Below are 22,208 nucleotides of genomic sequence, written 5' to 3'. Positions count from 1 at the left end.
CATGGGACGGCCGATCCTCGACCTGTCCGGCCAGGTCGCCGTCGTGACAGGGGCGTCGTCCGGGATCGGCCAGGCGGTCGCGATCGGGCTCGCCGAGGCTGGCGCGAAGGTCGTCGTGAACTACCGCGGCGAAGAGGAAGGGGCCGAGGCGACGGCCGAGGCCGTCCGCCGGGCCGGGTCGGAGGCGCTCATCCTCCGTGCCGACGTGTCGGACGAAGCGGAAGTCGAGGAGCTTTTTCGCCGGACCCGGGAGCGCTTCGGCACCCTGCACATCCTGGTCGCCAATGCGGGGCTGCAGCGGGATGCGCCCTCGCACGAAATGTCCCTCGACGACTGGCGCAAGGTCATCGACGTGAACCTCACCGGGCAGTTTCTCTGCTGCCGGGCCGCGATCCGAGAGTTCCTCCGGCGGGGGCCGCAGCCGGAGATCAGCAAGGCGACGGGCAAGATCGTCTGCATGTCTTCCGTCCACGAGAGGATCATGTGGGCCGGGCACGTGAACTACGCGGCCTCCAAGGGCGGCGTGATGCTGATGATGCAGAGCCTCGCCCAGGAATATGCGGAGAAGAAGATCCGCATCAATTCCATCGCCCCCGGCGCGATCAGGACGCCGATCAACAGGAAGGCCTGGGAGACGCCGGAGGCGCTGGCAGACCTGCTCCGCCTGATCCCCTACGGCCGGATCGGCGAGGTGGAGGACATCGCCAACGCCGCCGTCTGGCTCGCCTCCGACCACTCGGACTACGTCACGGGGGCCAGCCTCTTCGTCGACGGCGGCATGGCGCTCTATCCGGAGTTCCGCGGGGGTGGCTGAAGACCCGGCCATGGTCCTTGACACTCCGGCGGCGCCTCCCGATCCTGGCAGGGGATGCCGAGCCGAAGAGATGGGCAAGTACACGCGCCTTGCTGAGTTCCTTGCGGCACAGCACGCGTCCGAGATCGTGATGTCCTTCGCCGATCTCGAGCGTGTGATCGGCGAGAAACTGCCGGTGCAGGCTTCGACCGAGCGGAGTTGGTGGCGGCACGGTCCCTCATTCAATGAGATCGCCCAGGGCTGGAGCGCAGCCGGCTTTACTCCCGATCTCGTGGATATCGAGGAACGCCGTCTCCTGTTCCGGCGCGCCACCGAGGCAGAGACTCATGCGTTCCCGGCAGGTTCTCCCGCTGAGGCTGCCGGCGCGGGTCGGCACCCCCTCTTCGGGTGTTTGGAAGGGGTGACGCACCTTGTCGAAGGTGTCGATCTGACAGAGCCTGCGGACCCGGATTGGGCAAGGATCGCGGACAGGAAGACGCTTTGATCGCATGCCGCCGGTTCTGCTCGACACCTGCGCGGCGATCTGGCTTGCGGCCGGTGCGGGATTGCGGGCGGAGGCCGCTGGCCTAATCGAGGCTACGGTCGATCGGGGCGGGCCGGTTCTTGTGTCACCCATCACGGCCTGGGAGGTCGCCTTGCTCGTCTCCCGTGGCCGGCCGCGGTTGGATATCCCGCCTCAGACCTGGTTCGAGCGGCTGATTGCGGCGCCCGGGATCCGGGTCGCCCCTCTGGAGCCCCGAGTTCTCGTCGCCTCGCACGTTCTTCCCGGCAGGCCGCCCAACGATCCCGCGGATAGGATCATCGCGGCGGCAGCGCGTGAGTTCAATGCAACCCTGGTGACCCGGGACCGTTTGCTGCTCGCCTATGGTCTAGAAGGCCACGTCCGCGTGCAGGCATGTTGAATGAACACTAGGCTGGTCGAAACCGATATCCCCGCGCGGCTCGACCGGCTTTCCTGGAACCGCTTCCACACGCTCATCATCGTCGCGCTCGGCATCACCTGGGTGCTGGACGGCCTGGAGGTGACGCTGGCTGGCGCGGTGTCGGGGGCCCTGAAGGAAAGCCCGACCCTCCGCTTCAGCAACACCGATATCGGCATCGCCGGCACGGCCTATCTGGTCGGCGCGGTCCTCGGCGCGCTGTTCTTCGGGTGGCTCACGGACCGGCTCGGCCGCAAGAAGCTCTTCTTCATCACGCTCGCGGTCTATCTGGCGGCGACGGGCCTGACCGCCTTCTCCTGGAATCTCTGGAGCTTCTGCCTGTTCCGCTTCCTGACGGGGGCGGGGATCGGCGGCGAGTACACGGCCATCAATTCCACCATCCAGGAATTCATCCCCGCCAAGTACCGGGGGCGCACGGACCTGATCGTGAACGGGTCGTTCTGGGTCGGAGCGGCGCTCGGCGCGCTGGGCTCGATCGTGCTGCTCGATCCGACCCATTTCGCACCCGATCTCGGCTGGCGGATCTGCTTCGGGATCGGCGCCCTGCTCGGCCTCGCGATCCTCCTCCTGCGCACCTTCATCCCGGAGAGCCCGCGCTGGCTCGTCACCCACGGCCGTGCGGCCGAAGGAGAGGCCATCGTGCGCCATATCGAGACGCATGCGCCCGAGGGGCTCGCCCCGCATGCGGGCCCCAAGGTCGCCCTCCATGCGCGCACGCACACGCCTCTGCGCGAGGTGTTCCACACCCTCTTCCACCTGCACCGGCTGCGGGCGCTCGTGGGCCTCACCCTGATGAGCGCGCAGGCCTTCTTCTACAACGCGGTATTCTTCACCTATGCACTGGTGCTGACCGACTTCTACGGCATCGCTGCCGACAAGGTCGGGCTCTACATCCTGCCCTTCGCGGCCGGCAACTTCCTGGGTCCGGTCGTCCTGGGGCACCTGTTCGACACGGTCGGCCGCCGCCCGATGATCGCGGGCACCTACCTGATCTCGGGATTGCTGCTCGCCGTGACGGGCTGGATGTTCCAGCAGGGCATGCTCACGGCGACGGGGCAGACGCTCGCCTGGATGGCCGTGTTCTTCTTCGCCTCGGCCGCGGCGAGCTCGGCCTATCTGACGGTGGGCGAGACCTTCCCGCTCGAGATCAGGGCCCTTGCGATCGCCGCCTTCTATGCGCTCGGGACCGGCCTCGGCGGCGCGCTCGGGCCGGTCATCTTCGGCGCGCTCGTCGAAACGGGGTCGCGGGATGCCGTCTTCGGCGGCTATCTCTTCGGCTCGGCCCTGATGGCGTTCGCCGCGCTGGTGCAATGGCGCTGGGGCGTTGCAGCCGAGCGCCGCGCGCTGGAGGATGTCGCAGCGCCGCTCTCGCTCGCCCGAAGATGACGCAAAGAAAAAGGGCCGCGTCGAGCGCGGCCCAAGTCTAGGGAGGAAACGCCCAAGGAGGGCAGCAATGCCGCGCACAGGCGCTGCATTGCGTAGGTGAAATCTATGCTGCGGCGCACATTGCTTCAAGCGCCCGTCGTGTGTGCCTGCGCACATTGTGAGCAGCGGCAGCGGAAAATGCGGGCTTACTGGCAGATCCGGTAGCGGTCGCTCGATCCGTGAAGCTGCGTGTCGAGATGCAGGTGGTCGGCGTGGAAGGGGTCGGAGCCCGGCCCGAGGATCGTCGTGAACCAGCCGCAAGCGGCCTGCCGGATCGTGGCGAGCGCCTCCGCATCGGTCCGGCTCTGGCCTGCCGGCGCGACCGGGAGATCAGGGCCTTCGGCAAAGGCGAAGGCGGCGATGTCGATGGCGAGCCCGCGTCCATGCGCGCTGGGCTTCTCTCCCGCCTGGCGGTTGCGCGGCCGGCACTGAAAGCCCGGACCCGTCCGCACGGCCTTGAGCCGGCGCCCCCGCGCCGTCCCGAGCAGCGGGGCCGCGACCCGGGAAATCCACTCGGCGAGCGGCCGGGCGAAGCCGCAGGCGAGGACAGGCCCGTCCGGGAGGGAGACGGGCTCGCCGCCGCTGGCGGGAACGACGCCGCTCAGCCTGACCGGCAGCTCCACCTGGCAGGCCGGATCGCTCCCGTCCGGCTGTGGCGCGGGCTCCGCAATCCCGCCGCCTGCCCGGAGCGCGTCGAGGCAGCCGGGATCGGCCGGGATGGGGGCCGGCGTGACCGTAGGGGCGGGCGGGGCGGGGCGGCCGGGCACCGGAGGCGAGGGCGGGGATGGGGGCGTCGCGCCGCCGCGGCCGAACTCGGCGGGACGGTCCGGCGGAAGCGGTGCGGCACGCGCCGGGGCGATGCCGGTGAGCATCGTGAGCGCGAATGTGGCATGCAGCCATCCGAAGCGCGCGGGCCTTCGCTTCGCATCTGCTCCGCGTCGCCGTTTAGAGACCGCCGGTTGCGTCGCCATCGCGCCTTGTATCACGCGCGGCCGTCTGCCGCGCCCGATCGGCTGGGGACATCTCCGGGGGATCCTTCTCCGGTCGGGAGGCCCGGTTAGGGTGCCGCCATGCCGAAGCCCCGGACCCGCCGTCTCCTCTGCCTGACCTGCTCGCTGCCCATGACCCGGGATGACCGGGAGCATTACGGCTATGCGTGCCATGCCTGCGTGGTCCGGGAGCACGAGCTTACCGTAACGCTCCGCTCGGACCCGGATCATCCGGACCTCTGGCGCCTGAGCGAGGGCCCGGTCCACCTCGGCTATCGCCGGCGCGAGGCTCAGGAGTAGGCCGCCCTCAGGTCGAGCGTGCTTTCGCGCCCGATTGATTCATAGCCCCGCTCCAGCCAGCCGGACGCCGCCTCCCGGCCGAGATCGCGCAGGCGCAGGAACATGTCCCAGTCCGGATTCAGCCGGCTCGACGCCGCGAACCAGTCGAGGAAGCCGTCTCCGTCGATACGGTGCATCAGCACCCGCTTGTACTCGTTCTGGGAGAGCTTGCCCTCGTCGATCAGCCGGGTGACGAAGTCGATCACGCGAAGCTCGCGCAGCAGCCCCGCATTGAAGTTGATCTCCGTCAGCCGGTTCTGGATCTCGGCCGCGGTCTGAGGCGTCTGGCGGCGCTCGATCGGGTTGATCTGGACCAGGAGCAGGTCGTCGCAATGGGCGGCGTAAAAGATGGGGAAGAGCGGCGGATTTCCGGAATAGCCCCCGTCCCAGAACGGCTCGCCGTCGATCTCGACCGCCCGGAAGAGGGTGGGCAGGCAGGCCGACGCCATGACGTGGTCGGCCGCGAGCTCCGGGGTTTCGAAGACCCGGATCTTGCCGGTCCAGACCGAGGTCGCGGCCACGAAGAGCTTCACCTCGGCCGATCTCAGGCGCTCGAAATCGACCAGTTCCTCGAGCACCTTGCGGAGCGGATTGATGTCGAGCGGATTGGCCAGGTAGGGCGAGATCGCGCCGTTCCAGAGGTTGAGCCAGGGGTTCTGGACGCCGCCGGCAATCGACCAGAAGGCGATCACCCGGTCGAAGATCCGCCGCTGCGGATCCTCCAGGTTGCCGTCGAGGCTGACCTTGCGCCAGAAGGTCTCGAGCTTCGTGCGGGCTCCGTCCGGCCCGCCATCCTGCCAGCCGTCGGCCATGACGACGGCGTTCATCGAGCCGGCGGACGCACCCGTGATGGCCTCGAAGGCGAGGCGCCCGTCCTCGATCAGCCGGTCGAGCACGCCCCAGGTGAAGGCGCCGTGGGCGCCGCCGCCCTGCAGCGCGAGGGAGACCGTCTTCTCGGCCCGCGGTCCGGCAAGGCCGAGGATGGGGCCGGACGGCCCGGGCCGGCCCGTCATGCCGCCGTCCAGCCGCCGTCGATGGAGAGGTTGGCGCCCGTGATCTGCGCCGCCTCCTCCGAGCAGAGGAACACCGCGAGCGCCGCGACCTGCTCGGCGGTGACGAACTGCTTGGTGGGCTGGGCGCTCAGGATCACGTCGTTGATGACCTGCTCCTTGGTCATCGCGCGCGCCTTCATGGTGTCCGGGATCTGCTTCTCGACGAGCGGCGTCCAGACATAGCCCGGCGAGATGCAGTTCACGGTGATCTTGTGGGTCGCGAGCTCCAGCGCGACCGTCTTCGTCAGCCCCGCGATCGCGTGCTTCGCGCTGACATAGGCCGACTTGAAGGGAGACGCGACGAGGGAATGGGCGGAGGCCGTCTGGATGATGCGGCCCCAGCCGCGCCGCTTCATGCCCGGCACCGCCGCCCGGATCGTGTGGAAGGCCGAGGAGAGGTTGATCGCGATGATCTGGTCCCACTTCTCGATGGGGAATTCCTCGATCGGGGAGACGTGCTGGATCCCGGCATTGTTGACCAGGATGTCGACCCCGCCGAGCTCCGCCTCCGCCTGCCGGATCATGGCCTCGATCTCGGCCGGCCGCGTCATGTCAGCGGGCGAGTACACGGCCTTCACGCCGAAATCCCGCTCGATCCCCGACCGCTCCCTCTCGATCGCATCAGCCTCGCCGAAGCCGTTGAGGAGAACGTCGGCTCCCTCTCTGGCGAAGGCGCGCGCATAGGCGAGCCCGATTCCGCTCGTCGAGCCCGTGATGACGGCCGACTTGCCCTTGAGCGCCATGATCACCTCCTCATTGTGCGCCGCACACCTATGCATCGCTCGGCCGGATGTCACCTGCGGGGGCGCCGCTCCTTCTACTCGGACTCACGATCCCTCAATCCCTCCCGGCTAGCCTCGGCGAGGCTGCCCGATTGTCGCCATTCCGGCGGGCGAGGGGCTTTCCGACGGGGGAGCGGATCTTGCGCAAGTATTTCGGGACCGACGGCGTGCGGGGGCGCGCGAACGGCGTGATCACGCCCGAGCTGGCCCTCAAGGTCGGGCAGGCGGCCGGGCTGATGTTCCGGCGCGGCGACTACCGGCACCGCGTCGTGATCGGCAAGGACACGCGTCTGTCCGGCTACATGATCGAATCGGCCCTCCAGGCCGGATTCACCTCCGTCGGCATCGACGTGCTCCTGCTCGGCCCCATGCCGACGCCCGCGGTCGCGATGCTCACCCGGTCGATGCGCTGCGATCTCGGCGTGATGATCTCCGCGTCGCACAATCCCTACGAGGACAACGGCATCAAGATCTTCGGGCCGGACGGCTTCAAGCTCTCCGACGAGGTGGAGAGCGAGATCGAGGCCCTGATGGATTCCAACCTCTCCGCCCGCCTGGCGAAATCGGACCGGCTCGGACGCGCCAAGCGCATCGAGGGCGTGCATGCGCGCTATATCGAGTTCGCCAAGCGCACGCTCCCGCGCCAGCTCGATCTGGAGGGCCTGAGGGTGGTGGTCGATTGCGCCAACGGCGCAGCCTACAAGGTCGCGCCGGAGACCCTCTGGGAGCTCGGCGCGGAGGTCATCGCCATCGGGGTCGAGCCGGACGGCTTCAACATCAACCGGGATGTCGGCTCGACCGCCCCGGACGCGCTGGTCCGGAAGGTGCGGGAGCTCAGGGCGGATGTCGGGATCGCACTCGACGGCGATGCCGACCGCGTGCTCGTCATCGACGAGAAGGGACAGATCGTCGACGGTGACCAGCTCATGGCCGTGATCGCCAAGAGCTGGCGCGAGGACGGCCGGCTCGCGAAGCCCGGCGTCGTGGCGACGATCATGTCCAACCTGGGCCTCGAGCGCTATCTGGAAGGGCTCGGGCTCAGCCTCGTCCGGACGGCCGTCGGCGACCGCTACGTCCTCGAGCAGATGCGCGAGCACGGCTACAACCTGGGCGGCGAGCAGTCGGGCCACATCATCCTGTCGGACTACATGACGACGGGCGACGGCCTGATCGCGGCGCTTCAGCTCCTCTCCGTGGTCACGCGGCTGGACAAGCCCGTATCCGAGGTCTGCCACTGCTTCGAGCCGCTGCCGCAGATCCTCAAGAACGTTCGGACGAAGGGCGGCCAGCCGCTCAAGAGCGAGGCCGTCACCACCGTCATCGAGGCGGCCAAGCAGCGGCTCGGGGGAACGGGCCGCCTCGTGATCCGCCCGTCGGGGACCGAGCCGGTCATCCGCGTCATGGGGGAGGGAGACGATCGCGCCCTCGTGACGGAGGTCGTGGACGAGGTCGTGGACGCGCTCTCCCGGGCGGCTTGATCAGCCTCCGGTACGGCCGAACCAGACGCCGAGCGGCGCCGCGAGCGCGACCAGCGCCAGGAAGCCGTTTACGGCGACCAGGATCGCGGGCGGCAGGCGGCTGACGTCGGGGTTGGGCGGCGGCGCGCCGGTGAAGAGCTGCCGCCATACGCCGGCCACGAAGCAGAACGCGCTGAACAGGACGAGGACGGATCCGGTGGCGAGGATCACCGGCTCGGGAACGACGCCGCCCAGCACTTTCTTGGCGCCGATGCCGCTCGCAAGGGCCGCAAGTCCGGTCCTGACCCAGGCCGCATAGGTGCGCTCCGCGGCGAAGACGGTCCGGTCCGCCGCCAGTTCTGTCCGCCTGTCGGCGCTGTCCTTCGTCTGCCGAGCCGCAGCTTCGGTCTGCTGCGCAGCCTGCTCCGTCTGCCGGCACTGTCTTCGACCGTGTCGTGCGGATCCGGACTCATGCCGTCGGCGCAAGCGTGGTCTTGCAACGTGCCGGGAGCGCGGTGGTTCGGGCGCTCCGTGTCAGATCACCGCGCTTATCACCATGTAGACCAGGAAGGTTCCGGTGACGACCGCAGACACGATCATCAGCCGGCTCAGCCTCGATCCGCCTTCCGGCATCTCGTCCGGGCGCAGCGGAGCATCGTTCGGTTCTATGGACATCGGAACCTCACCCACGTCCGGGTAGGTAAGCCGAGCGGGATGACGCCTGTTTGAACTTGGCCGTCGCGAGACAGCGTTCGATCCTAGGCGGCGGGTACGCGCGATCGAAGATTTTCCCCGCACGCACGGCCGGTAACGAAGCAGCAAGGCAAACTTTTAAGGTTAAGTCGGCTTTAACTCGTCCCTGACAAGTTGGCCCCGTTCACCTCGCGCGGTCCCTCCAATGGCCGCCAAGAACGAAGGGACCCTGTCATGGGCAGCTTGAAACTCTACGCCTCCGTGGCGGGATTTCTGGCGGTTGCGGCGTCATCCATGACGGCGCAAGCGGCCGATCTTCTTCCGCCTCCTCCGATGCCCGAGCCGTTCGAGGCTCCTGCGCCCTTCGCGGGCGGCTGGTACCTGCGCGGCGATATCGGCTTCAGCAACCAGAGCGTCGACCGGATCTCCAATCCGGTGATCGCCCCCGGAACGACGCTCACCACCACCCAGAAGGGCTTCGACGCCGCCCCGTTCGGGGGCGTGGGCGTCGGCTACAAGTTCAACGACTGGCTGCGCTTCGACGTGACCGGAGAGTATCGCGGCCGCTCGAACTATCACGGCTACGACAGCGTCTCGACGCCCGGCATCTTCTTCGGCACGAACCAGACGACCACCAGCAAGTCCGAATGGGTCGGGCTCGCCAACGTCTACTTCGATCTCGGTACCTGGTACGGCTTCACGCCGTTCATCGGCGCCGGCGTCGGCTTCGCGCACAACACGCTGCACGACTATCGGGATGTCGGCGTCAGCTTCGTCCCCACCGTTCCGCCCGGCGCGCCGGTCGGGCTCGGGCTGGCAACGGCACGCGACCATGCCGAGACCAACTTCGCCTGGGCCGTCCATGCCGGCGTGGCCTATGCGGTGTCCCCGAACTTCTCGATCGAGTTCGCCTATCGCTACCTGAATCTGGGCGACGCCCGTTCCGGGATCATCGTCGGCTACGACGGGACCACCACGCCGCCGACCCGGTTCCACGACATCGATTCGCACGACTTCAAGGTCGGCTTCCGCTATCTCTTCGCGGACGCCCCGGCCTACGAGCATCCCCCCCTCATCCGCAAGTACTGAGCGGGTTCGCACGCTGAGCGGCGCGGGCTCCGGCCCGCGCCGTCTGCATTTTCGGGATCCTTTGCGGTTGCGCTCCCGAAACCCTGCCGCTATATGGCGGCTCTGCGTCGGGGCCTTGAATAGCCCCGCTTGCGCTCGCGGCGAATCCGGCCGGTTCGGATCCCGCTGAGGAGAGGCCGCCTTGTGATGGCGGCCTTCGACGTTTCGGAGAGAAGCGATGAGTGCGGTGAGAGAGCTGAAGGCCGTTGCCCGTGAGCGTTCGGGCAAGGGCGGCGCCCGGGCGGAGCGGCGCCAGGGCCGTGTGCCGGCTGTGATCTATGGCGGCGGCGCCGATGCGGTCTCGATCGCGCTCGACGGCAACGAGATGCGCCAGCTGATCTTCGCGGGCCACTTCCTGACGACGATCTTCGAGCTCGACGTGGGCGGCAACCGTACCCGCGTCATTCCGCGCGACTACCAGCTCGACCCCGTGAAGGACCTTCCTCTCCATGTCGACTTCATGCGGCTGGCGGAAGGGCAGACGATAACGGTTGAAGTTCCGGTCCATTTCGTGGGCCAGGAGAACTGCCGGGGCCTGAAGCGCGGCGGCACGCTCAACGTCGTGCGTCATACGGTCGAGCTGATCGTCCCGAGCGACCAGATCCCGGACGCGATCGAGGCGAGCCTCGAGGGGCTCGACATCAACGATTCGCTCCACATCTCCGCCGTCACGCTGCCGGCCGGTGCGCGTCCCGTGATCGAGCGCGACTTCACGCTCGCCACGATCGCGGTTCCGGCAGGCTTCAAGGAAGAGGCTCCGGAAGCGACCGAAGCGGCTCCGGCGGCGAGCTGATCCGGGCGCCCCGCGCGGGCACCCGATCCTTCTCTGTCTAGCTGGTCGGGGAGAGCGGGATGCGCCTCTTCGTCGGGCTCGGCAATCCAGGCCCCTGCTACGCGGGCAACCGGCACAATATCGGCTTCATGGTCGTGGACGAGATGGCGCGCGTCCACGCGGCCCAGCCATGGCGACGGCGCTTCCAGGGCCAGGCCGCGGACGCGGTGCTCGGCGGCGAGAAGGTCCTGCTGCTGAAGCCCGAGACCTACATGAACGAGTCCGGCCGCTCCGTGGCGGAGGCTCTGCGCTTCTTCAAGCTCGGCCTCTCCGATCTCGTCGTCTTCCATGACGAGCTGGACCTCGCTCCGGGCAAGGTGCGCGTGAAGGTGGGCGGCGGCAATGCCGGCCATAACGGCCTGCGGTCCATCACGGCGCTCTGCGGCAACGACTACAAACGCGTCCGGCTGGGCATCGGCCATCCGGGTCACAAGGACCTCGTGCACGGCTACGTGCTCAGCGACTTCCCGAAGGCCGAGCGGGGCTGGGTCGAGGACGTGGTCCGCGCCTGCGCGGAGAATGCCGCACTTCTCGCCAAGGGCGACGATGCGAGCTTCCAGAACAAGGTCCATCTGGCGACCGAGTCCGGCGCGCAGGCCTGAGCATCAACCTTGCTCGCCGCTGCACGCGCCATTAACTCCAGGGAGACACGAGGTCGCTTGGCGGATCCCGCGCGCGTTTCCGGTTCGACTGGTCCGATTACCTCCTTGTGGCCGGCCGAAATGGGTGGCCGTCGCTGCTTCCTGCCCGAGGCATGTCGAGCGGCGCTCGCTTCGGCGGCGTGACCCTCATAGATCCTTTCAACGCGGCGCCGTCGGACGTGCTGCCCCATCATTGAGCTGACCATGGGTTTCAAATGCGGCATCGTCGGCCTGCCGAATGTCGGCAAGTCGACGCTGTTCAATGCGCTGACGCAGACCGCCGCCGCGCAGGCGGCGAATTATCCGTTCTGCACCATCGAGCCGAATGTCGGCGACGTCGCGGTCCCGGATCCGCGGCTCGACACGCTCGCGGCCATCGCGGGCTCGAAGGAGATCATTCCGACCCGCCTGACCTTCGTGGACATTGCCGGGCTCGTGCGCGGCGCGTCCAAGGGCGAGGGGCTCGGCAACCAGTTCCTGGCCAATATCCGCGAATGCGACGCGATCGCCCATGTGGTGCGCTGCTTCGAGGATCCGGACGTCACCCATGTCGAGGGCGCGATCGATCCGATCGCCGATATCGAGACGATCGAGACCGAGCTCATGCTCGCGGACCTGGAGAGCCTCGAGCGTCGGGTGATCAGCCTCGAGAAGAGGGCGCGCGGCGGCGACAAGGAGGCGAAGGAGACGCTCGACCTCGTCAACCGCGCCCTGGTTCTCCTGCGCGAGGGGAGGCCGGCGCGCCTCGTGGAGCGCAGACCCGAGGAGGAGAAGCTCTTCTCCTCCCTCGGCCTCCTCAGCTCCAAGCCCGTTCTCTACGTCTGCAACGTCGAGGAAGCTTCCGCGCATGACGGAAACGCCTTTTCGGCCCGCGTCTTCGAGCGGGCGAAGGAGGAAGGCGCCAAGGCCGTGGTGGTCTCCGCCAAGATCGAGAGCGAGATCGCCGTCCTGCCCCCGGAGGAGCAGAAGGAGTATCTGGAGGCGGTCGGCCTGGACGAGCCCGGCCTGAACCGCGTCATCCGGGCCGGCTACGAGCTGCTCGGCCTGCTTACCTATTTCACGGTCGGCCCCAAGGAGGCGCGCGCCTGGACGATCACGAAGGGCACGCGGGCGCCGCAAGCCGCCGGCGTGATCCACACCGATTTCGAGAAGGGCTTCATCCGGGCGGAGACCATCGCCTATCCCGACTACGTCGCACTCAAGGGCGAGGCGGGCGCGCGCGACGCCGGCAAGCTGAGGCTTGAGGGCAAGGAATACGTTGTCGCCGACGGCGACGTGCTGCATTTCCGCTTCAACACCTGAGCGGGGGCGGCATGCCGGAGATCTATTTCGAGGACCTGGTTCCCGGCACGGTGACCACCTTCGGCGGCAAGAGCGTTTCCGCCGGGGAGATCATCGCCTTCGCCCGCGCCTATGACGCACAGCCGTTCCATCTCGGCGAGGACAGCGCGCGTGACACCTTCGTCGGCCGTCTGATCGCGTCCGGCTGGCATACCATCGCCATGCAGATGCGCATGCTCTGCGATGCGTGGCTCCTTCGCGCAGCCAGCATGGGCAGCCCCGGGATCGACGAGGTGCAGTGGCTGCGGCCGGTTCTACCCGGCGACCTGCTCTCGGTCCGGCAGACGATCCTCGAGGCGAAGACCTCGCGCAGTCGCCCGGCGATGGGAGTCGTCCAGTTCCGGTTCGAGACGCTGAACGGCGCGGGCGAGGTCGTCATGTCTCAGACCAATCCCATCATGTTCGAGCGCCGGAGCCCCGGGGAGCCCATGGCCCGAGGCCGGAATGACGATGCGCGGCCGGAGAAGCCGGCGGAGGTGTTCGATGCGCTCCGGCCCCCGTCGCATGGCGGGTCGCAGATGGCGCGGGGCTTCGACGCGCTGGAAATTGGTGCAACCGACTTTCTTGGCGAGCACACCTTCGAGCCTGAGGAGATCGTCGCCTTCGCGGGCCAGTTCGACCCGCAGCCGTTCCACCTGAGCGAGGAGGAGGCGAGGAAGAGCCATTTCGGCCGGCTCGCCGCATCGGGGTGGCATACCGCCGCGATCTGGATGCGGCTTCTGGTGAAGGCCAGGCAGGCCGCCCTGGAGGAAGCCCATTCGGCCGGTCGTGAGCCGCCGCGTTTCGGGCCGTCGCCGGGCTTCAAGAACCTGCGCTGGCTGAAGCCGGTCTATGCCGGCGACACGATCCGGTTCGCGACGACGCTCGTCGGCAAGCGGATTTCCTCGTCACGCCCGGGCTGGGGCATCTCGTTCAGCCACAACACCGGCTGGAACCAGGAGGGCGAGAAGGTCTTCGCCTTCGACGGGAGCGGATTCATCGGCCGCAACGTGCCGGCCGAGACGGCCGGATCAGCCCGCCAGGGCGAAGATCTCGCGCGGCTCGCTCACGCCGCGGAGCCGATGGTGGCCGAGGCTGACAGTCGGCCGCCCGCAGGATCGGGCGAAATCGGCTGACATGAGAAGCGAGCGGTCGAGGATCCCGCACAGGGCCTCGATCCGGCTTGCCTCGTTCACGGCCGGGCCGATGACGGTGAAATCGAGCCGGCCCCCGCCGCCGACATTCCCGTAGAAGACCTCGCCCAGGTGGAGGGCGATGTCCAGCGGAAGCGCCGGCCCTGCGGCATGGCGGGCGTTCACCCCGTCGTTTCGGGAGATCGCCTCGATCGCGGCCGATATCGCGGCCGCGCAGGCCGCCCCTGGACCGAGCTCGCCATCGATCGGGAAGCCGGCAAGCAGCCCGTCGCCGAGGAACTTAAGCACCTCGCCCCCCGCGGCCTCGATCGGCTCGGCAACGGCGCCGAGATGCTCTCCCAGCCTGGCGATCAGCTCCTCGCCGCCGCCCTCGGATGCGGCCGTAAAGCCGCGCAGGTCCGCGATCAGGATCGCGGCCGGGAGCCGGTGGCCGTGCCCGCGCCGGATCTCGCCGCCCAGGATGCGCCGCCCGGCGTTGTGGCCGATATAGGCGTCGAGGATGGCCGTCATCATGTCGAACAATGCGACCCGGTACACGGCGAGCGCGAGCGGCGGGACGAGCGCGTTCAGGAAGGCAAGCTCTTCCCGGGCGAAGCCTTCGGCCCGATCGGTCGAGACCGTGAGTGCGACGCCCTGCATCGCCGTCGTGGCGCTGCCGCCGAACTTCACGATATGCGCCGCGTAGTCGACATCGCCTTCGGCGTGCAGCTCGTCCAGCAGCGCGTAGCCTTGCCGGCCGGCGGCGCTGTCGAGCCGCCAGCGATGCCGGACGATGTTGTTCGCCAGCATGAACGCGATCGGGCTCGTGTCGAAGGCGTTCGGAAAGCGTTCGTGCCCCACCCCCTCGCGGATGACGCCCGTCGCCGGCCGCCAGGTCAGGTTGACGGCCCGGATCTCGGGATGGACGGCGGGCGAGGCGAGATATGCCCGCGAGAGGTGCAGTCCGGCCGCGACCACACGCCTCGCGAAGCCTTCGAGCAGGGCGGCGAGGCTCGTGCCCTCGAGGCCTTCGAGGATGATCCAGTCCCTTATGGCCGGGAGCGCGGCCTCGAGCCCCGGGCCGGGGCCGGCATGGCTCATCGCGGCCTCGGCGCATGTTCCGGAAACAGGCTCGCAAGTCCCTCGCGGCTTGCGGCAGCGATGCCCCGCTCGGTGATGATGCCGGTGACGAGCCGTGCCGGGGTGACGTCGAAGGCCGGGTTCGCGGCCGGCGAGCCGGGCGAGGCGATCTCGACCGTGACGATATCGCCGGTCTCGGTCCGGCCCGTCATGTGGGTCACCTCGCGCGGGCCGCGCTCCTCGATCGGTATCTCCGCGACCCCGTCGTCGAGCCTCCAGTCGATCGTGGAGGCGGGGAGGGCGGCGTAGAACGGCACGCCGTTGTCGCGGGCGGCGAGCGCCTTGAGATAGGTGCCGATCTTGTTCGCGACGTCGCCCGACGCGGTGGTCCGGTCCGAGCCGACGATGCAGAGATCGACCCGGCCGTGCTGCATGATGTGCCCGCCGGCATTGTCGGCCAGGATCGTGTGCGGCACGCCGTGCTGGCCGAGCTCGAAGGCCGTGAGCGCGGCGCCCTGGTTGCGGGGCCGCGTCTCGTCGACCCAGACATGGACCGGCACGCCGGCATCGTGCGCGACATAGACCGGCGCCAGCGCCGTGCCCCAATCGACCGCCGCGAGCCAGCCGGCATTGCAGTGGGTCAGCACGTTGACGGTGCGGCCGGTCCGGTCATGCGCGTCCCGGATCAGCGTCGCGCCATGCTCCCCGATCGCCCGGCAGGTCGCGACGTCCTCGTCCGCCATCTCGGCCGCGAGCCGGTAAGCGGCCGCGACGCGGTCGTTCACCTCCGGACGCGTCAGGGCGGCCGCCATGCGGTCCAGCGCCCAGCGCAGGTTGACGGCCGTAGGACGGGTTGCAGCGAGCGTCTCGACCGCCCGCGAGATGCCCTCGTCGGAGGCGTCCTCGCGCATCGCGAGCGCAAGCCCATAGGCCGCGGTGACCCCGATCAGCGGCGCGCCGCGCACCACCATGGTCCGGATCGCGTCAGCCGCATCCGCCAGGCTCGCCAGCCGCTTGGTCGAGACCCGGTGCGGCAGGCGGGTCTGGTCGATGACCTCGACGGTCGCGCCGTCATCGGCGAGCCAGATCGTCCGTGTGGGGCGGCCGTCGATGTTCAATTCGCTTCCCCGACCTTGCCTCGCAGCTGCGCGTGATCGCACCAACGTCACGGCCGCCATGAAAGACGGGTCCGACGCGGCACGTTCCGGCCCGATCCGGTAGATTACCAGACCCGCCTTCCGAAAACCCGGCTTCCCGAGCGGCCGCCCGAAGGGGGCGCGATGCAAGGCTGCCCCGGGCTTTCGCCGCATCGGATCGGCCGATCTCGTCCCGGTGTCCGCAGCCCCAGGAACTCTCCCGGTATCCACCGAGCTACCCTGACGGCCCCGAGGGCGCAGCCGGGCCGGAAGCGGTACCCTGAGCGCCAGAGCCTTCGCTCGCCGGGGTGTAGCTCGGAGCCGCGGGAGGCACCTCCTCGCTCTGTTCGGAGCGATCCCGGTACAGCGCCGCCCGGGTCAGGAGCATCAGGGTGATCGGCGTCGTCACGACCATGAAGAAGCCGATCAGCACCTCGTGCATCACGAGGCGGCTCTCCAGCACCGTGAAGAAGATCATCGAGGAGGCGAGCACGAGCATGATGCCCATCGTCGTGCCCAGAGTCGGCGCGTGTACCCGCTGGTAGAAGGTACGCAGCCTGAGCAGGCCGAGGGACCCGATCAGAGCGAGGCCGGCCCCGGCGACCAACAGGAACGCGACGGCGAGCTGGGCCCAGACGGGAAGGGCGGCCGCGTGGTTCACTCGATGACCTCGCCCCGCATGAGGAACTTCGCCGATGCCGCCGTGGAGACGAAGCCGAGCATCGCGATGATGAGCGCGGCCTCGAAGTAGAACTGGCTGCCGGTCCGGATGCCGAAGGTCAGGATCAGCATCGTGGCATTGACGTAGAGCGTGTCCATGCCCAGCACGCGGTCCTGTGCGCGCGGCCCACGCAGGATGCGGAACGCCGCGCAGGCCATTGCCGCCGTGAGAAGTATCTGCGCCGCGAAGACGGCCCAGTCGAGAATGGCGGCCGTCATGAGAAGATCTCCATCAAGCGCGTCTCGTACCGGTCCTTGATGATCCTGACCCATTCCTCCTCGTCCACCAGATCGAGGACGTGCAGGAGCATCGTGCTCTCGGCGGAATCGTACTCGACCCAGATCGTTCCGGGCGTGGCCGTCACGATGCAGGCCAGCGCGGTCAGCGCCGCGGGGTTGCGCGTGTCGAGCGGGATCCGGACGAAGCCCGAGGACCGTTCACCCGCGCCGGGAGCCAGGATGATCTGCGCGACGGCGTTGTTGGAGCGTACGATCTCGACGAACACGTCCCGCATCAGGCTGAGCGCGACGCCGATCCGCCGGAGCTTCGTCCGCGGCGGCGGCAGGGCCGCGAGTGCCGAGCCTGCCAGCACGGCGGCCGCTGCCCCCAGGATGATGGTTCCCGGCGCGGCGCTCTCGTTCAGGATCAGCCAGGTCCCGAAGAGGCCGGCCAGGATGAGCGGGTATGAGAACGGTCTTCTCACCGGGCGGCTCCGGGCGTCGGCAGGCGCGCATCGGGGAAGATGGTCCGGACATAGGCCTGGGGCGAATGCAGGGCGCGGGCCGTCGCGTCCATGTAGGCCATCACGGGGGCAGGCCGTACCGTGAGCGCCGCGCAGCCGGCAAGCAGGAGCAGCACCGGGCCGATTTCGACGATGCGCACCCGCGGGATGGAGGCGGCCGGCGCCGCCCAGAATGCGTCGATGCCCACGCGAGTCATGGCGATGACGGTGGCGAGCCCCGACAGGACGAGCGCCGCCAAGAGCGACCATGTCCCGACCGCGATCCCGCCGGCTCCGGAGACGAGCGGCATCAGGATCGCCAATTTGGCCAGGAAGCCGGACAGCGGCGGCAGGCCGGCGATCACAAGCGCGCAGCCGATGAAGCTGATGCCCAGGATCGCCGCGGTAGCCGGGATGGCGACCCCGACCTCCTCCTCGGCATCCTCGTCCTCCCCGGTGCCGAATGCCTCACGGGTCACCGCGAGCACGTCCGCGCCGGCCTCCCGCCCACGTTCGACCAGCTCGATGAGGAGGAAGAAGGCCGCGATCGCCGGCACCGCGCTCGCCATATAGAACAGCGCGCCACCCGTGACCGCGACCTGGCCGGCTCCGATGGCGGCGAGCAGGGTCCCGGACGAGACGAGCACGACCGCCCCGGCGAGGCGGGCCATGGTCTGCGTCGCGAGCACCGCGATGGAGCCGAACGCGATGGTGAGGAGCCCGCCCGCGAACAGCCAGGTGCCGCCAAACCCGGCGGAGGCGCCGGCGCCGTCCCCGAACAGCATGAGCCAGAGGCGCAGGATCGCGTAGATCCCGACCTTGCTTAGGATGGACAGGATCGCCGCGGCCGGCGGGCTCGCGGCCGAGTAGGTCGCGGGCAGCCAGAAGCCCATGGGCCACATGGCCGCCTTCACCAGAAAGGCGATGCCGAGGATCGCCGCGCCGGTCTCGACCAGCGCGCGGTCCTCGGCCGCCACCGCCGGGACGCGGACGGCGAGGTCGGCCATGTTGAGCGTGCCGCTCACCCCGTAGATCATGCTGACCCCGATGAGGAACAGCAGCGACGCGGTGAGATTCACGACGATGTAGTGCAGGCCGGCCCTGATGCGGGCCGTGCCCGAGCCATGCAGGGCGAGCCCGTAGGAGGCAGCCAGCATCACCTCGAAGAAGACGAAGAGGTTGAAGAGGTCGCCGGTCAGGAAGGCGCCGTTGATCCCCATCAGCTGGAACTGGAACAGCGGGTGGAAATGCGCCCCCGCCCGGTGCCAGCGGGCGAGCGAGAAGACCAGGGCGGCGAGCCCGAGAAGGCTCGTGAGCAGCACCATCAGGGCCGAGAGGCGGTCGAGCACCAGGACGATCGCGAACAGGGCGGGCCAGTTGCCGAGCCGATAGACGCGCACGACCCCCGCCTCGTCGCCGCCCGCGATGCGGACGAGCCCGATGCTGAGGACGACGAGCGCCAGGACGGAGGCGAGCCCGATCGCAGTGACCAGCGCCCGGCGCCGCTCGCCGAGGAGGATCGCCAGGATGCCGGCGAGAAGCGGAATGACGATCGGCGCGATCGTCAGGTGGTCGCTCCAGGACATCACCGCTCGGGCTCCCGCCCGTCGACATGGTCCGTCCCCGTCAGGCCTCGTGCCGCAAGGAGGAGGACCAGAAAGAGCGCCGTCGTCGCGAAGCTGATCACGATCGCCGTGAGGACGAGCGCCTGCGGAAGCGGGTCGGCATACTGAGCCAGAGTTCCCGCCTCTCCTCGCTGGAGGATGGGCGGGGCCCCGATGCGCAGGCCGCCCGTGGAGAAGATGAAGAGGTTCACGGCATAGGACAGCAGCGACAGCCCGATGATGACCTGGAACGTCCGCGGCCTGAGCAGGAGCCACACGCCCGAACCGGTCAGGATGCCGATCGCAATTGAGACGATCGCCTCCATCAATCCTCCCTCGCGCGTCCGACGGCCGGTGCCTCGGCCAGATCGGGTTCCCGCATCTGTGGACGGCGCGGCGCCGCCCGGTGGCCGCGCAGCGATTGGTGGGCCAGCGCGATGAGCATCAGCACCGTCGCACCGACGACGAGCATGAACACGCCGATGTCGAAGAGAAGCGCGCTCGCGACGGGGACCTTCCCGACCAGCGGCAGTTCGGCATAGCCGAAATACGTAGTCATGAAGGGGCGCGCGACGAGCCAGGCGCCGAGGCCCGTCCCGGCCCCCAGCAGCAGGCCGAGCCCCATCCAGCGCAGCGGATGGACCTGGACGCGCGCTTCGGTGATCTGCGTCCCGCTCGTCATGTACTGGAGGAGCAGCCCGATCGAGGCGGTGAGGCCCGCCGCGAAGCCGCCGCCCGGCAGGTCGTGCCCGCGGACCAGCAGGTAGAGCGCCACAAGCGCGATGATGGGGAACAGCAGCCGCGCGATCACCGAGGGTACGAGCAGCCAGTCGGCGACGGTGTCGCCTTCCTGCCGATCCGGCCGCTCCCGATCATATGCGCTCTGGGCGGTCTGTTGCTCCGGCACGTCGACGCTGTCGGCCGCCGGGCGGAAGCGCCGGAGGAGCGCGTAGACGGTCAGCGCGACGGCAGCGAGGACCGTGATTTCTCCGAGCGTGTCGAAGCCGCGGAAATCGACGAGGATCACGTTGACGACGTTCGTCCCGCCGCCCTCCGTGTAAGCCCGCTCGATGAAGTGCCGCGCCAGCAGGTCCGGAGGCATTCGCGTCATTACGCCGAAAGCGAGCGCGGCCATCCCGAGGCCCGCCGCGACCGCGATGCTCAGATCGGCGAGGCGCCGCGTCCGAGGTATCACCTCCGGCCCGGCCCGGCCCGGAAGCTGGAAGCGCTTCGGCAGCCAGCGCAGCCCGAGAAGAAGGAGAACGGTGGTCACCACCTCGACCAGGAGCTGGGTCAGCGCGAGGTCCGGGGCGGAGAACCAGATGAAGGTGAGGCAGGTGACAAGCCCGGCCCCGCCGACCAGCAGGAGCGCAGCGAGCCGGTGATACTTGGCCTTCCAGGCCGCCCCGAGCGCGCAGGCGCCGCCCACCGCCCAGGCGCAGGCCAGAACCGGATCCACATGCGACGGGGTCAGGTTCCCCGGGCCGGCCCCGCGCAGGAGCACGGCCGAGACCCCGGCGAGCAGCGTCACGCACAGGATGAGCCGCAGCTGCGGCTGCAGACGGCGCGTTCCGAATACCCGCTCCGCCGAGCGTGCGAGGCGCCAGGACAGGAACACCATCGTGCGCTCGAACATCCGGCGGCCCTCGAAGGCGCGCAGGAGCGGCGGTCCGTCTATGCCTTTCCAGAGATGAGGCTGAAGGGCCATGTAGAGCAGGATGCCGCCCACCAGCGCGATCCCGCTCATGAGGAGCGGCAGGTTGAAACCGTGCCAGACCGCGAGGCTGTACTCGGGCGTGGCCGCGCCCAGGACCGATTGCACCGCCGTGTGGAGAAAGGGTCCGACCGTCGCGCCGGGAACGACCCCCACCAGGACGCAGGTCAGGACGAGGATCTCGACCGGGAAGCGCATCCAGGCCGGAGGCTCGTGCGGCTGGCGCGGCAGGTCGACGGGGTCGGGCCCGAAGAACGCTCCATGGATGAAGCGCAGCGAGTAGGTCACGCTGAACGCGCTCGCAATGACGGCGACGAGCGGCAGGACATCGAGGAGCAGGGGAACGGGAGCCGGCGCGGAGAGCGCCTCGGCGAAGAACATCTCCTTCGACAGGAAGCCGTTGAGGAGCGGAACGCCCGCCATCGCGGCCGCCGCGACCATCGCCAGGCGCGACGTGAAGGGCATCGAACGGCTCAGCCCGGACAGCCTGCGGATGTCGCGCGTCCCCGTCTCGTGATCGACGATGCCGGCCGCCATGAAGAGCGAGGCCTTGAAGGTCGCGTGATTCATCATGTGGAACACGGCGGCGACCAGCCCGAGCTCGGTGCCGAGCCCGAGGAGCAGCGTGATCAGGCCGAGATGGCTGATCGTCGAATAGGCCAGAAGCCCCTTCAGGTCGTGCTGGAAGATCGCGATATAGGCGCCGAGCACCAGGGTCACGAGCCCCGCCGTGCCCACGATCCAGAACCACCCGTCGGTCCCCGCGAAAACCGGCCAGAGCCGGGCGAGCAGGAAGACGCCGGCCTTCACCAGCGTCGCGGAATGGAGGTAGGCGGAGACCGGGGTCGGAGCCGCCATGGCGTGCGGCAGCCAGAAATGGAACGGGAACTGGGCGCTCTTGGTCAGAGCGCCGAGCAGGATCAGGATCAGCGCCGGGAGGTGAAGCGGGTGCGAGCGGATCCGCTCGCCGGCGGCCAGGACGGCATCAAGGTCGTAGCTGCCGGCGATGTGCCCGAGAACGAGAATGCCAGCGAAGAGCGCCAGCCCTCCCGTCGCGGTAACCGTCAGCGCGATGCGTGCGCCGTCCCGGGCTGCGGCGGACTGATGCCAATAGCCGATGAGCAGGAACGAGAAGAGGCTGGTCAGCTCCCAGAAGAACGCGATCTGGATCAGGTTCCCCGAGATCACCACCCCGGTCATCGAGCCCATGAAGGCCAGGAGGAACGCGAAGAAGCGTGGGACCGGGTCCTCGTCGGACATGTAGTAGCGGGCATAGAGCACCACGAGCGCGCCGATGCCCGTGACAAGCCCGCTGAAGAGCCACGCCAGGCCGTCCATCCGGAGAACGAAGCTGAGCCCGACCGAGGGCATCCACTCCGCCTCGTATCGGACCGTGCTGCCGGACAGCACCGTCGGGAACGTTCCCCAGACCACGGCCAGGCAGCCGAGCGCGACGGCTCCGGCGAGCCAGGAGGCCGCGTTGCGGGCATAGGTTGGCAGGAGCCCGGCAGCGATCGCGCCGGCAAACGGCAGGACCAGGAGAAGGAGAAGCGAAGCGGACATAACCTCCTGCGGATCGGGTTCGGCGCGGGCGACAGCTCCTGTCTAAGCGGAGTGCCCCGTTCCGCGATACCCCTTCGAGAATACTGCCGAGAGCCTGGTGCGCCCGCGCAGCCCCGAACAGGG

General features: G+C 68.8%; 24 protein-coding genes. 11 read left to right on the top strand and 13 right to left on the bottom strand.

Annotated elements, in window-relative coordinates; all coding sequences use genetic code 11:
• Position 1 precedes the first annotated feature (1 nt).
• The 4 genes from HJG44_RS19115 to HJG44_RS19100 all read left to right on the top strand — a co-directional run bounded on the left by HJG44_RS19115 (position 2) and on the right by HJG44_RS19100 (position 3,141).
• The gene (locus HJG44_RS19115) at positions 2-814 is read left to right on the top strand and encodes an SDR family oxidoreductase (RefSeq protein ID WP_171219909.1); all 813 of its coding nucleotides are present in this window, start codon (positions 2-4) and stop codon (positions 812-814) included.
• Positions 815-884: 70 nt separating this feature from the next.
• Entirely contained in the window at positions 885-1,298 is a 414-nt protein-coding gene (locus HJG44_RS19110) for a DUF7662 domain-containing protein (RefSeq protein ID WP_171219908.1), read from the top strand.
• A gap of 4 nt (positions 1,299-1,302) precedes the next feature.
• Positions 1,303-1,716 carry a type II toxin-antitoxin system VapC family toxin gene (locus tag HJG44_RS19105; RefSeq protein ID WP_171219907.1) on the top strand — a complete coding sequence of 138 codons (414 nt, stop codon included), beginning with the start codon at positions 1,303-1,305 and terminating at the stop codon, positions 1,714-1,716.
• A complete protein-coding gene (locus HJG44_RS19100) occupies positions 1,717-3,141 on the top strand; it encodes an MFS transporter (protein WP_171219906.1) in 1,425 nt (474 codons plus the stop codon). It abuts the gene before it with no gap.
• Between the two features lie 185 nt (positions 3,142-3,326).
• On the opposite strand, the gene HJG44_RS19095 is transcribed toward HJG44_RS19100, so the two are convergent.
• Positions 3,327-4,052 (bottom strand): extensin family protein, encoded by a 726-nt coding sequence (locus HJG44_RS19095; RefSeq protein ID WP_171219905.1) that lies wholly within the window; start codon positions 4,050-4,052, stop codon positions 3,327-3,329.
• A gap of 198 nt (positions 4,053-4,250) precedes the next feature.
• On the opposite strand from HJG44_RS19095, the gene HJG44_RS19090 reads away from it, so the two are divergent.
• Positions 4,251-4,469 carry a hypothetical protein gene (locus HJG44_RS19090; RefSeq protein WP_171219904.1) on the top strand — a complete coding sequence of 73 codons (219 nt, stop codon included), beginning with the start codon at positions 4,251-4,253 and terminating at the stop codon, positions 4,467-4,469.
• Here HJG44_RS19090 and HJG44_RS19085 read toward each other — a convergent pair.
• Positions 4,460-5,521, bottom strand: coding sequence for a patatin-like phospholipase family protein (locus HJG44_RS19085; protein ID WP_171219903.1), 1,062 nt, complete (start codon positions 5,519-5,521; stop codon positions 4,460-4,462). The genes HJG44_RS19090 and HJG44_RS19085 overlap by 10 nt on opposite strands.
• A complete protein-coding gene (locus HJG44_RS19080) occupies positions 5,518-6,306 on the bottom strand; it encodes a 3-hydroxybutyrate dehydrogenase (RefSeq protein WP_171220004.1) in 789 nt (262 codons plus the stop codon). Before HJG44_RS19080 ends, HJG44_RS19085 begins: the two co-directional genes overlap by 4 nt.
• Positions 6,307-6,482: 176 nt before the next feature.
• Here HJG44_RS19080 and glmM point away from each other — a divergent pair, with 176 nt between their 5' ends.
• Positions 6,483-7,820 carry a phosphoglucosamine mutase gene (gene glmM, locus HJG44_RS19075; RefSeq protein WP_171219902.1) on the top strand — a complete coding sequence of 446 codons (1,338 nt, stop codon included), beginning with the start codon at positions 6,483-6,485 and terminating at the stop codon, positions 7,818-7,820.
• Here glmM and HJG44_RS19070 read toward each other — a convergent pair whose 3' ends face one another.
• Both HJG44_RS19070 and HJG44_RS19065 read right to left on the bottom strand, forming a co-directional pair.
• On the bottom strand, positions 7,821-8,285 hold the full coding sequence (locus tag HJG44_RS19070; protein ID WP_171219901.1) for a YidH family protein: 465 nt from the start codon (positions 8,283-8,285) through the stop codon (positions 7,821-7,823).
• Positions 8,286-8,333: 48 nt separating this feature from the next.
• Complete coding sequence (locus HJG44_RS19065; protein ID WP_171219900.1) at positions 8,334-8,474, bottom strand: hypothetical protein; 141 nt, start codon at positions 8,472-8,474, stop codon at positions 8,334-8,336.
• A gap of 252 nt (positions 8,475-8,726) precedes the next feature.
• Between HJG44_RS19065 and HJG44_RS19060 the strand changes: the two genes are divergently transcribed.
• From HJG44_RS19060 to HJG44_RS19040, 5 genes are all read left to right on the top strand, one after another.
• Positions 8,727-9,581: an outer membrane protein gene (locus tag HJG44_RS19060; protein ID WP_171219899.1), complete on the top strand. Its 855-nt coding sequence runs from the start codon at positions 8,727-8,729 to the stop codon at positions 9,579-9,581.
• A gap of 217 nt (positions 9,582-9,798) precedes the next feature.
• Complete coding sequence (locus HJG44_RS19055; protein ID WP_171219898.1) at positions 9,799-10,413, top strand: 50S ribosomal protein L25/general stress protein Ctc; 615 nt, start codon at positions 9,799-9,801, stop codon at positions 10,411-10,413.
• Positions 10,414-10,472: 59 nt separating this feature from the next.
• The gene (pth, locus tag HJG44_RS19050) at positions 10,473-11,054 is read left to right on the top strand and encodes an aminoacyl-tRNA hydrolase (RefSeq protein WP_171219897.1); all 582 of its coding nucleotides are present in this window, start codon (positions 10,473-10,475) and stop codon (positions 11,052-11,054) included.
• 243 nt (positions 11,055-11,297) lie between these two features.
• The gene (gene ychF / locus HJG44_RS19045) at positions 11,298-12,395 is read left to right on the top strand and encodes a redox-regulated ATPase YchF (protein ID WP_171219896.1); all 1,098 of its coding nucleotides are present in this window, start codon (positions 11,298-11,300) and stop codon (positions 12,393-12,395) included.
• 11 nt (positions 12,396-12,406) lie between these two features.
• Positions 12,407-13,549, top strand: a complete 1,143-nt coding sequence (locus HJG44_RS19040; RefSeq protein ID WP_171219895.1) for a MaoC family dehydratase — start codon at positions 12,407-12,409, stop codon at positions 13,547-13,549.
• Here HJG44_RS19040 and HJG44_RS19035 read toward each other — a convergent pair.
• From HJG44_RS19035 to HJG44_RS19000, 8 genes are all read right to left on the bottom strand, one after another.
• Positions 13,445-14,647, bottom strand: a complete 1,203-nt coding sequence (locus HJG44_RS19035) for an adenylate/guanylate cyclase domain-containing protein (protein ID WP_171219894.1) — start codon at positions 14,645-14,647, stop codon at positions 13,445-13,447. The two genes, HJG44_RS19040 and HJG44_RS19035, sit on opposite strands and share 105 nt — an antisense overlap.
• Complete coding sequence (gene mtnA / locus HJG44_RS19030; protein WP_171219893.1) at positions 14,644-15,744, bottom strand: S-methyl-5-thioribose-1-phosphate isomerase; 1,101 nt, start codon at positions 15,742-15,744, stop codon at positions 14,644-14,646. The genes HJG44_RS19035 and mtnA overlap by 4 nt, the downstream gene beginning before the upstream one ends.
• A gap of 253 nt (positions 15,745-15,997) precedes the next feature.
• On the bottom strand, positions 15,998-16,423 hold the full coding sequence (gene mnhG, locus HJG44_RS19025) for a monovalent cation/H(+) antiporter subunit G (protein WP_171219892.1): 426 nt from the start codon (positions 16,421-16,423) through the stop codon (positions 15,998-16,000).
• Entirely contained in the window at positions 16,420-16,701 is a 282-nt protein-coding gene (locus HJG44_RS19020) for a K+/H+ antiporter subunit F (protein WP_171219891.1), read from the bottom strand. Before HJG44_RS19020 ends, mnhG begins: the two co-directional genes overlap by 4 nt.
• Positions 16,698-17,186 carry a Na+/H+ antiporter subunit E gene (locus tag HJG44_RS19015; RefSeq protein ID WP_171219890.1) on the bottom strand — a complete coding sequence of 163 codons (489 nt, stop codon included), beginning with the start codon at positions 17,184-17,186 and terminating at the stop codon, positions 16,698-16,700. The genes HJG44_RS19020 and HJG44_RS19015 overlap by 4 nt, the downstream gene beginning before the upstream one ends.
• The gene (locus HJG44_RS19010; protein ID WP_171219889.1) at positions 17,183-18,790 is read right to left on the bottom strand and encodes a monovalent cation/H+ antiporter subunit D; all 1,608 of its coding nucleotides are present in this window, start codon (positions 18,788-18,790) and stop codon (positions 17,183-17,185) included. Before HJG44_RS19010 ends, HJG44_RS19015 begins: the two co-directional genes overlap by 4 nt.
• Positions 18,790-19,134 carry a Na+/H+ antiporter subunit C gene (locus tag HJG44_RS19005; protein ID WP_171219888.1) on the bottom strand — a complete coding sequence of 115 codons (345 nt, stop codon included), beginning with the start codon at positions 19,132-19,134 and terminating at the stop codon, positions 18,790-18,792. The genes HJG44_RS19010 and HJG44_RS19005 overlap by 1 nt, the downstream gene beginning before the upstream one ends.
• A complete protein-coding gene (locus HJG44_RS19000; RefSeq protein WP_171219887.1) occupies positions 19,134-22,085 on the bottom strand; it encodes a monovalent cation/H+ antiporter subunit A in 2,952 nt (983 codons plus the stop codon). The genes HJG44_RS19005 and HJG44_RS19000 overlap by 1 nt, the downstream gene beginning before the upstream one ends.
• Positions 22,086-22,208: the final 123 nt, after the last annotated feature.

The organism is Enterovirga aerilata (assembly GCF_013044135.1).
GTDB lineage: Bacteria > Pseudomonadota > Alphaproteobacteria > Rhizobiales > Beijerinckiaceae > Enterovirga > Enterovirga aerilata.
This window is presented reverse-complemented; position numbering and strand designations above follow the sequence as displayed.

What these genes read in the sequence shown, in the direction of transcription:
- HJG44_RS19115 (WP_171219909.1), top strand. Translation starts at nt 2, where the DNA reads ATGGGACGGCCGATCCTCGACCTGTCCGGCCAGGTCGCCGTCGTGACA.
- HJG44_RS19110 (WP_171219908.1), top strand. Translation starts at nt 885, where the DNA reads ATGGGCAAGTACACGCGCCTTGCTGAGTTCCTTGCGGCACAGCACGCG.
- HJG44_RS19105 (WP_171219907.1), top strand. Translation starts at nt 1,303, where the DNA reads ATGCCGCCGGTTCTGCTCGACACCTGCGCGGCGATCTGGCTTGCGGCC.
- HJG44_RS19100 (WP_171219906.1), top strand. Translation starts at nt 1,717, where the DNA reads ATGAACACTAGGCTGGTCGAAACCGATATCCCCGCGCGGCTCGACCGG.
- HJG44_RS19095 (WP_171219905.1), bottom strand. Translation starts at nt 4,052, where the DNA reads ATGCTCACCGGCATCGCCCCGGCGCGTGCCGCACCGCTTCCGCCGGAC.
- HJG44_RS19090 (WP_171219904.1), top strand. Translation starts at nt 4,251, where the DNA reads ATGCCGAAGCCCCGGACCCGCCGTCTCCTCTGCCTGACCTGCTCGCTG.
- HJG44_RS19085 (WP_171219903.1), bottom strand. Translation starts at nt 5,521, where the DNA reads ATGACGGGCCGGCCCGGGCCGTCCGGCCCCATCCTCGGCCTTGCCGGA.
- HJG44_RS19065 (WP_171219900.1), bottom strand. Translation starts at nt 8,474, where the DNA reads ATGTCCATAGAACCGAACGATGCTCCGCTGCGCCCGGACGAGATGCCG.
- HJG44_RS19060 (WP_171219899.1), top strand. Translation starts at nt 8,727, where the DNA reads ATGGGCAGCTTGAAACTCTACGCCTCCGTGGCGGGATTTCTGGCGGTT.
- HJG44_RS19055 (WP_171219898.1), top strand. Translation starts at nt 9,799, where the DNA reads ATGAGTGCGGTGAGAGAGCTGAAGGCCGTTGCCCGTGAGCGTTCGGGC.
- pth (WP_171219897.1), top strand. Translation starts at nt 10,473, where the DNA reads ATGCGCCTCTTCGTCGGGCTCGGCAATCCAGGCCCCTGCTACGCGGGC.
- ychF (WP_171219896.1), top strand. Translation starts at nt 11,298, where the DNA reads ATGGGTTTCAAATGCGGCATCGTCGGCCTGCCGAATGTCGGCAAGTCG.
- HJG44_RS19040 (WP_171219895.1), top strand. Translation starts at nt 12,407, where the DNA reads ATGCCGGAGATCTATTTCGAGGACCTGGTTCCCGGCACGGTGACCACC.
- HJG44_RS19035 (WP_171219894.1), bottom strand. Translation starts at nt 14,647, where the DNA reads ATGAGCCATGCCGGCCCCGGCCCGGGGCTCGAGGCCGCGCTCCCGGCC.
- HJG44_RS19020 (WP_171219891.1), bottom strand. Translation starts at nt 16,701, where the DNA reads ATGACGGCCGCCATTCTCGACTGGGCCGTCTTCGCGGCGCAGATACTT.
- HJG44_RS19010 (WP_171219889.1), bottom strand. Translation starts at nt 18,790, where the DNA reads ATGTCCTGGAGCGACCACCTGACGATCGCGCCGATCGTCATTCCGCTT.
- HJG44_RS19005 (WP_171219888.1), bottom strand. Translation starts at nt 19,134, where the DNA reads ATGGAGGCGATCGTCTCAATTGCGATCGGCATCCTGACCGGTTCGGGC.
- HJG44_RS19000 (WP_171219887.1), bottom strand. Translation starts at nt 22,085, where the DNA reads ATGTCCGCTTCGCTTCTCCTTCTCCTGGTCCTGCCGTTTGCCGGCGCG.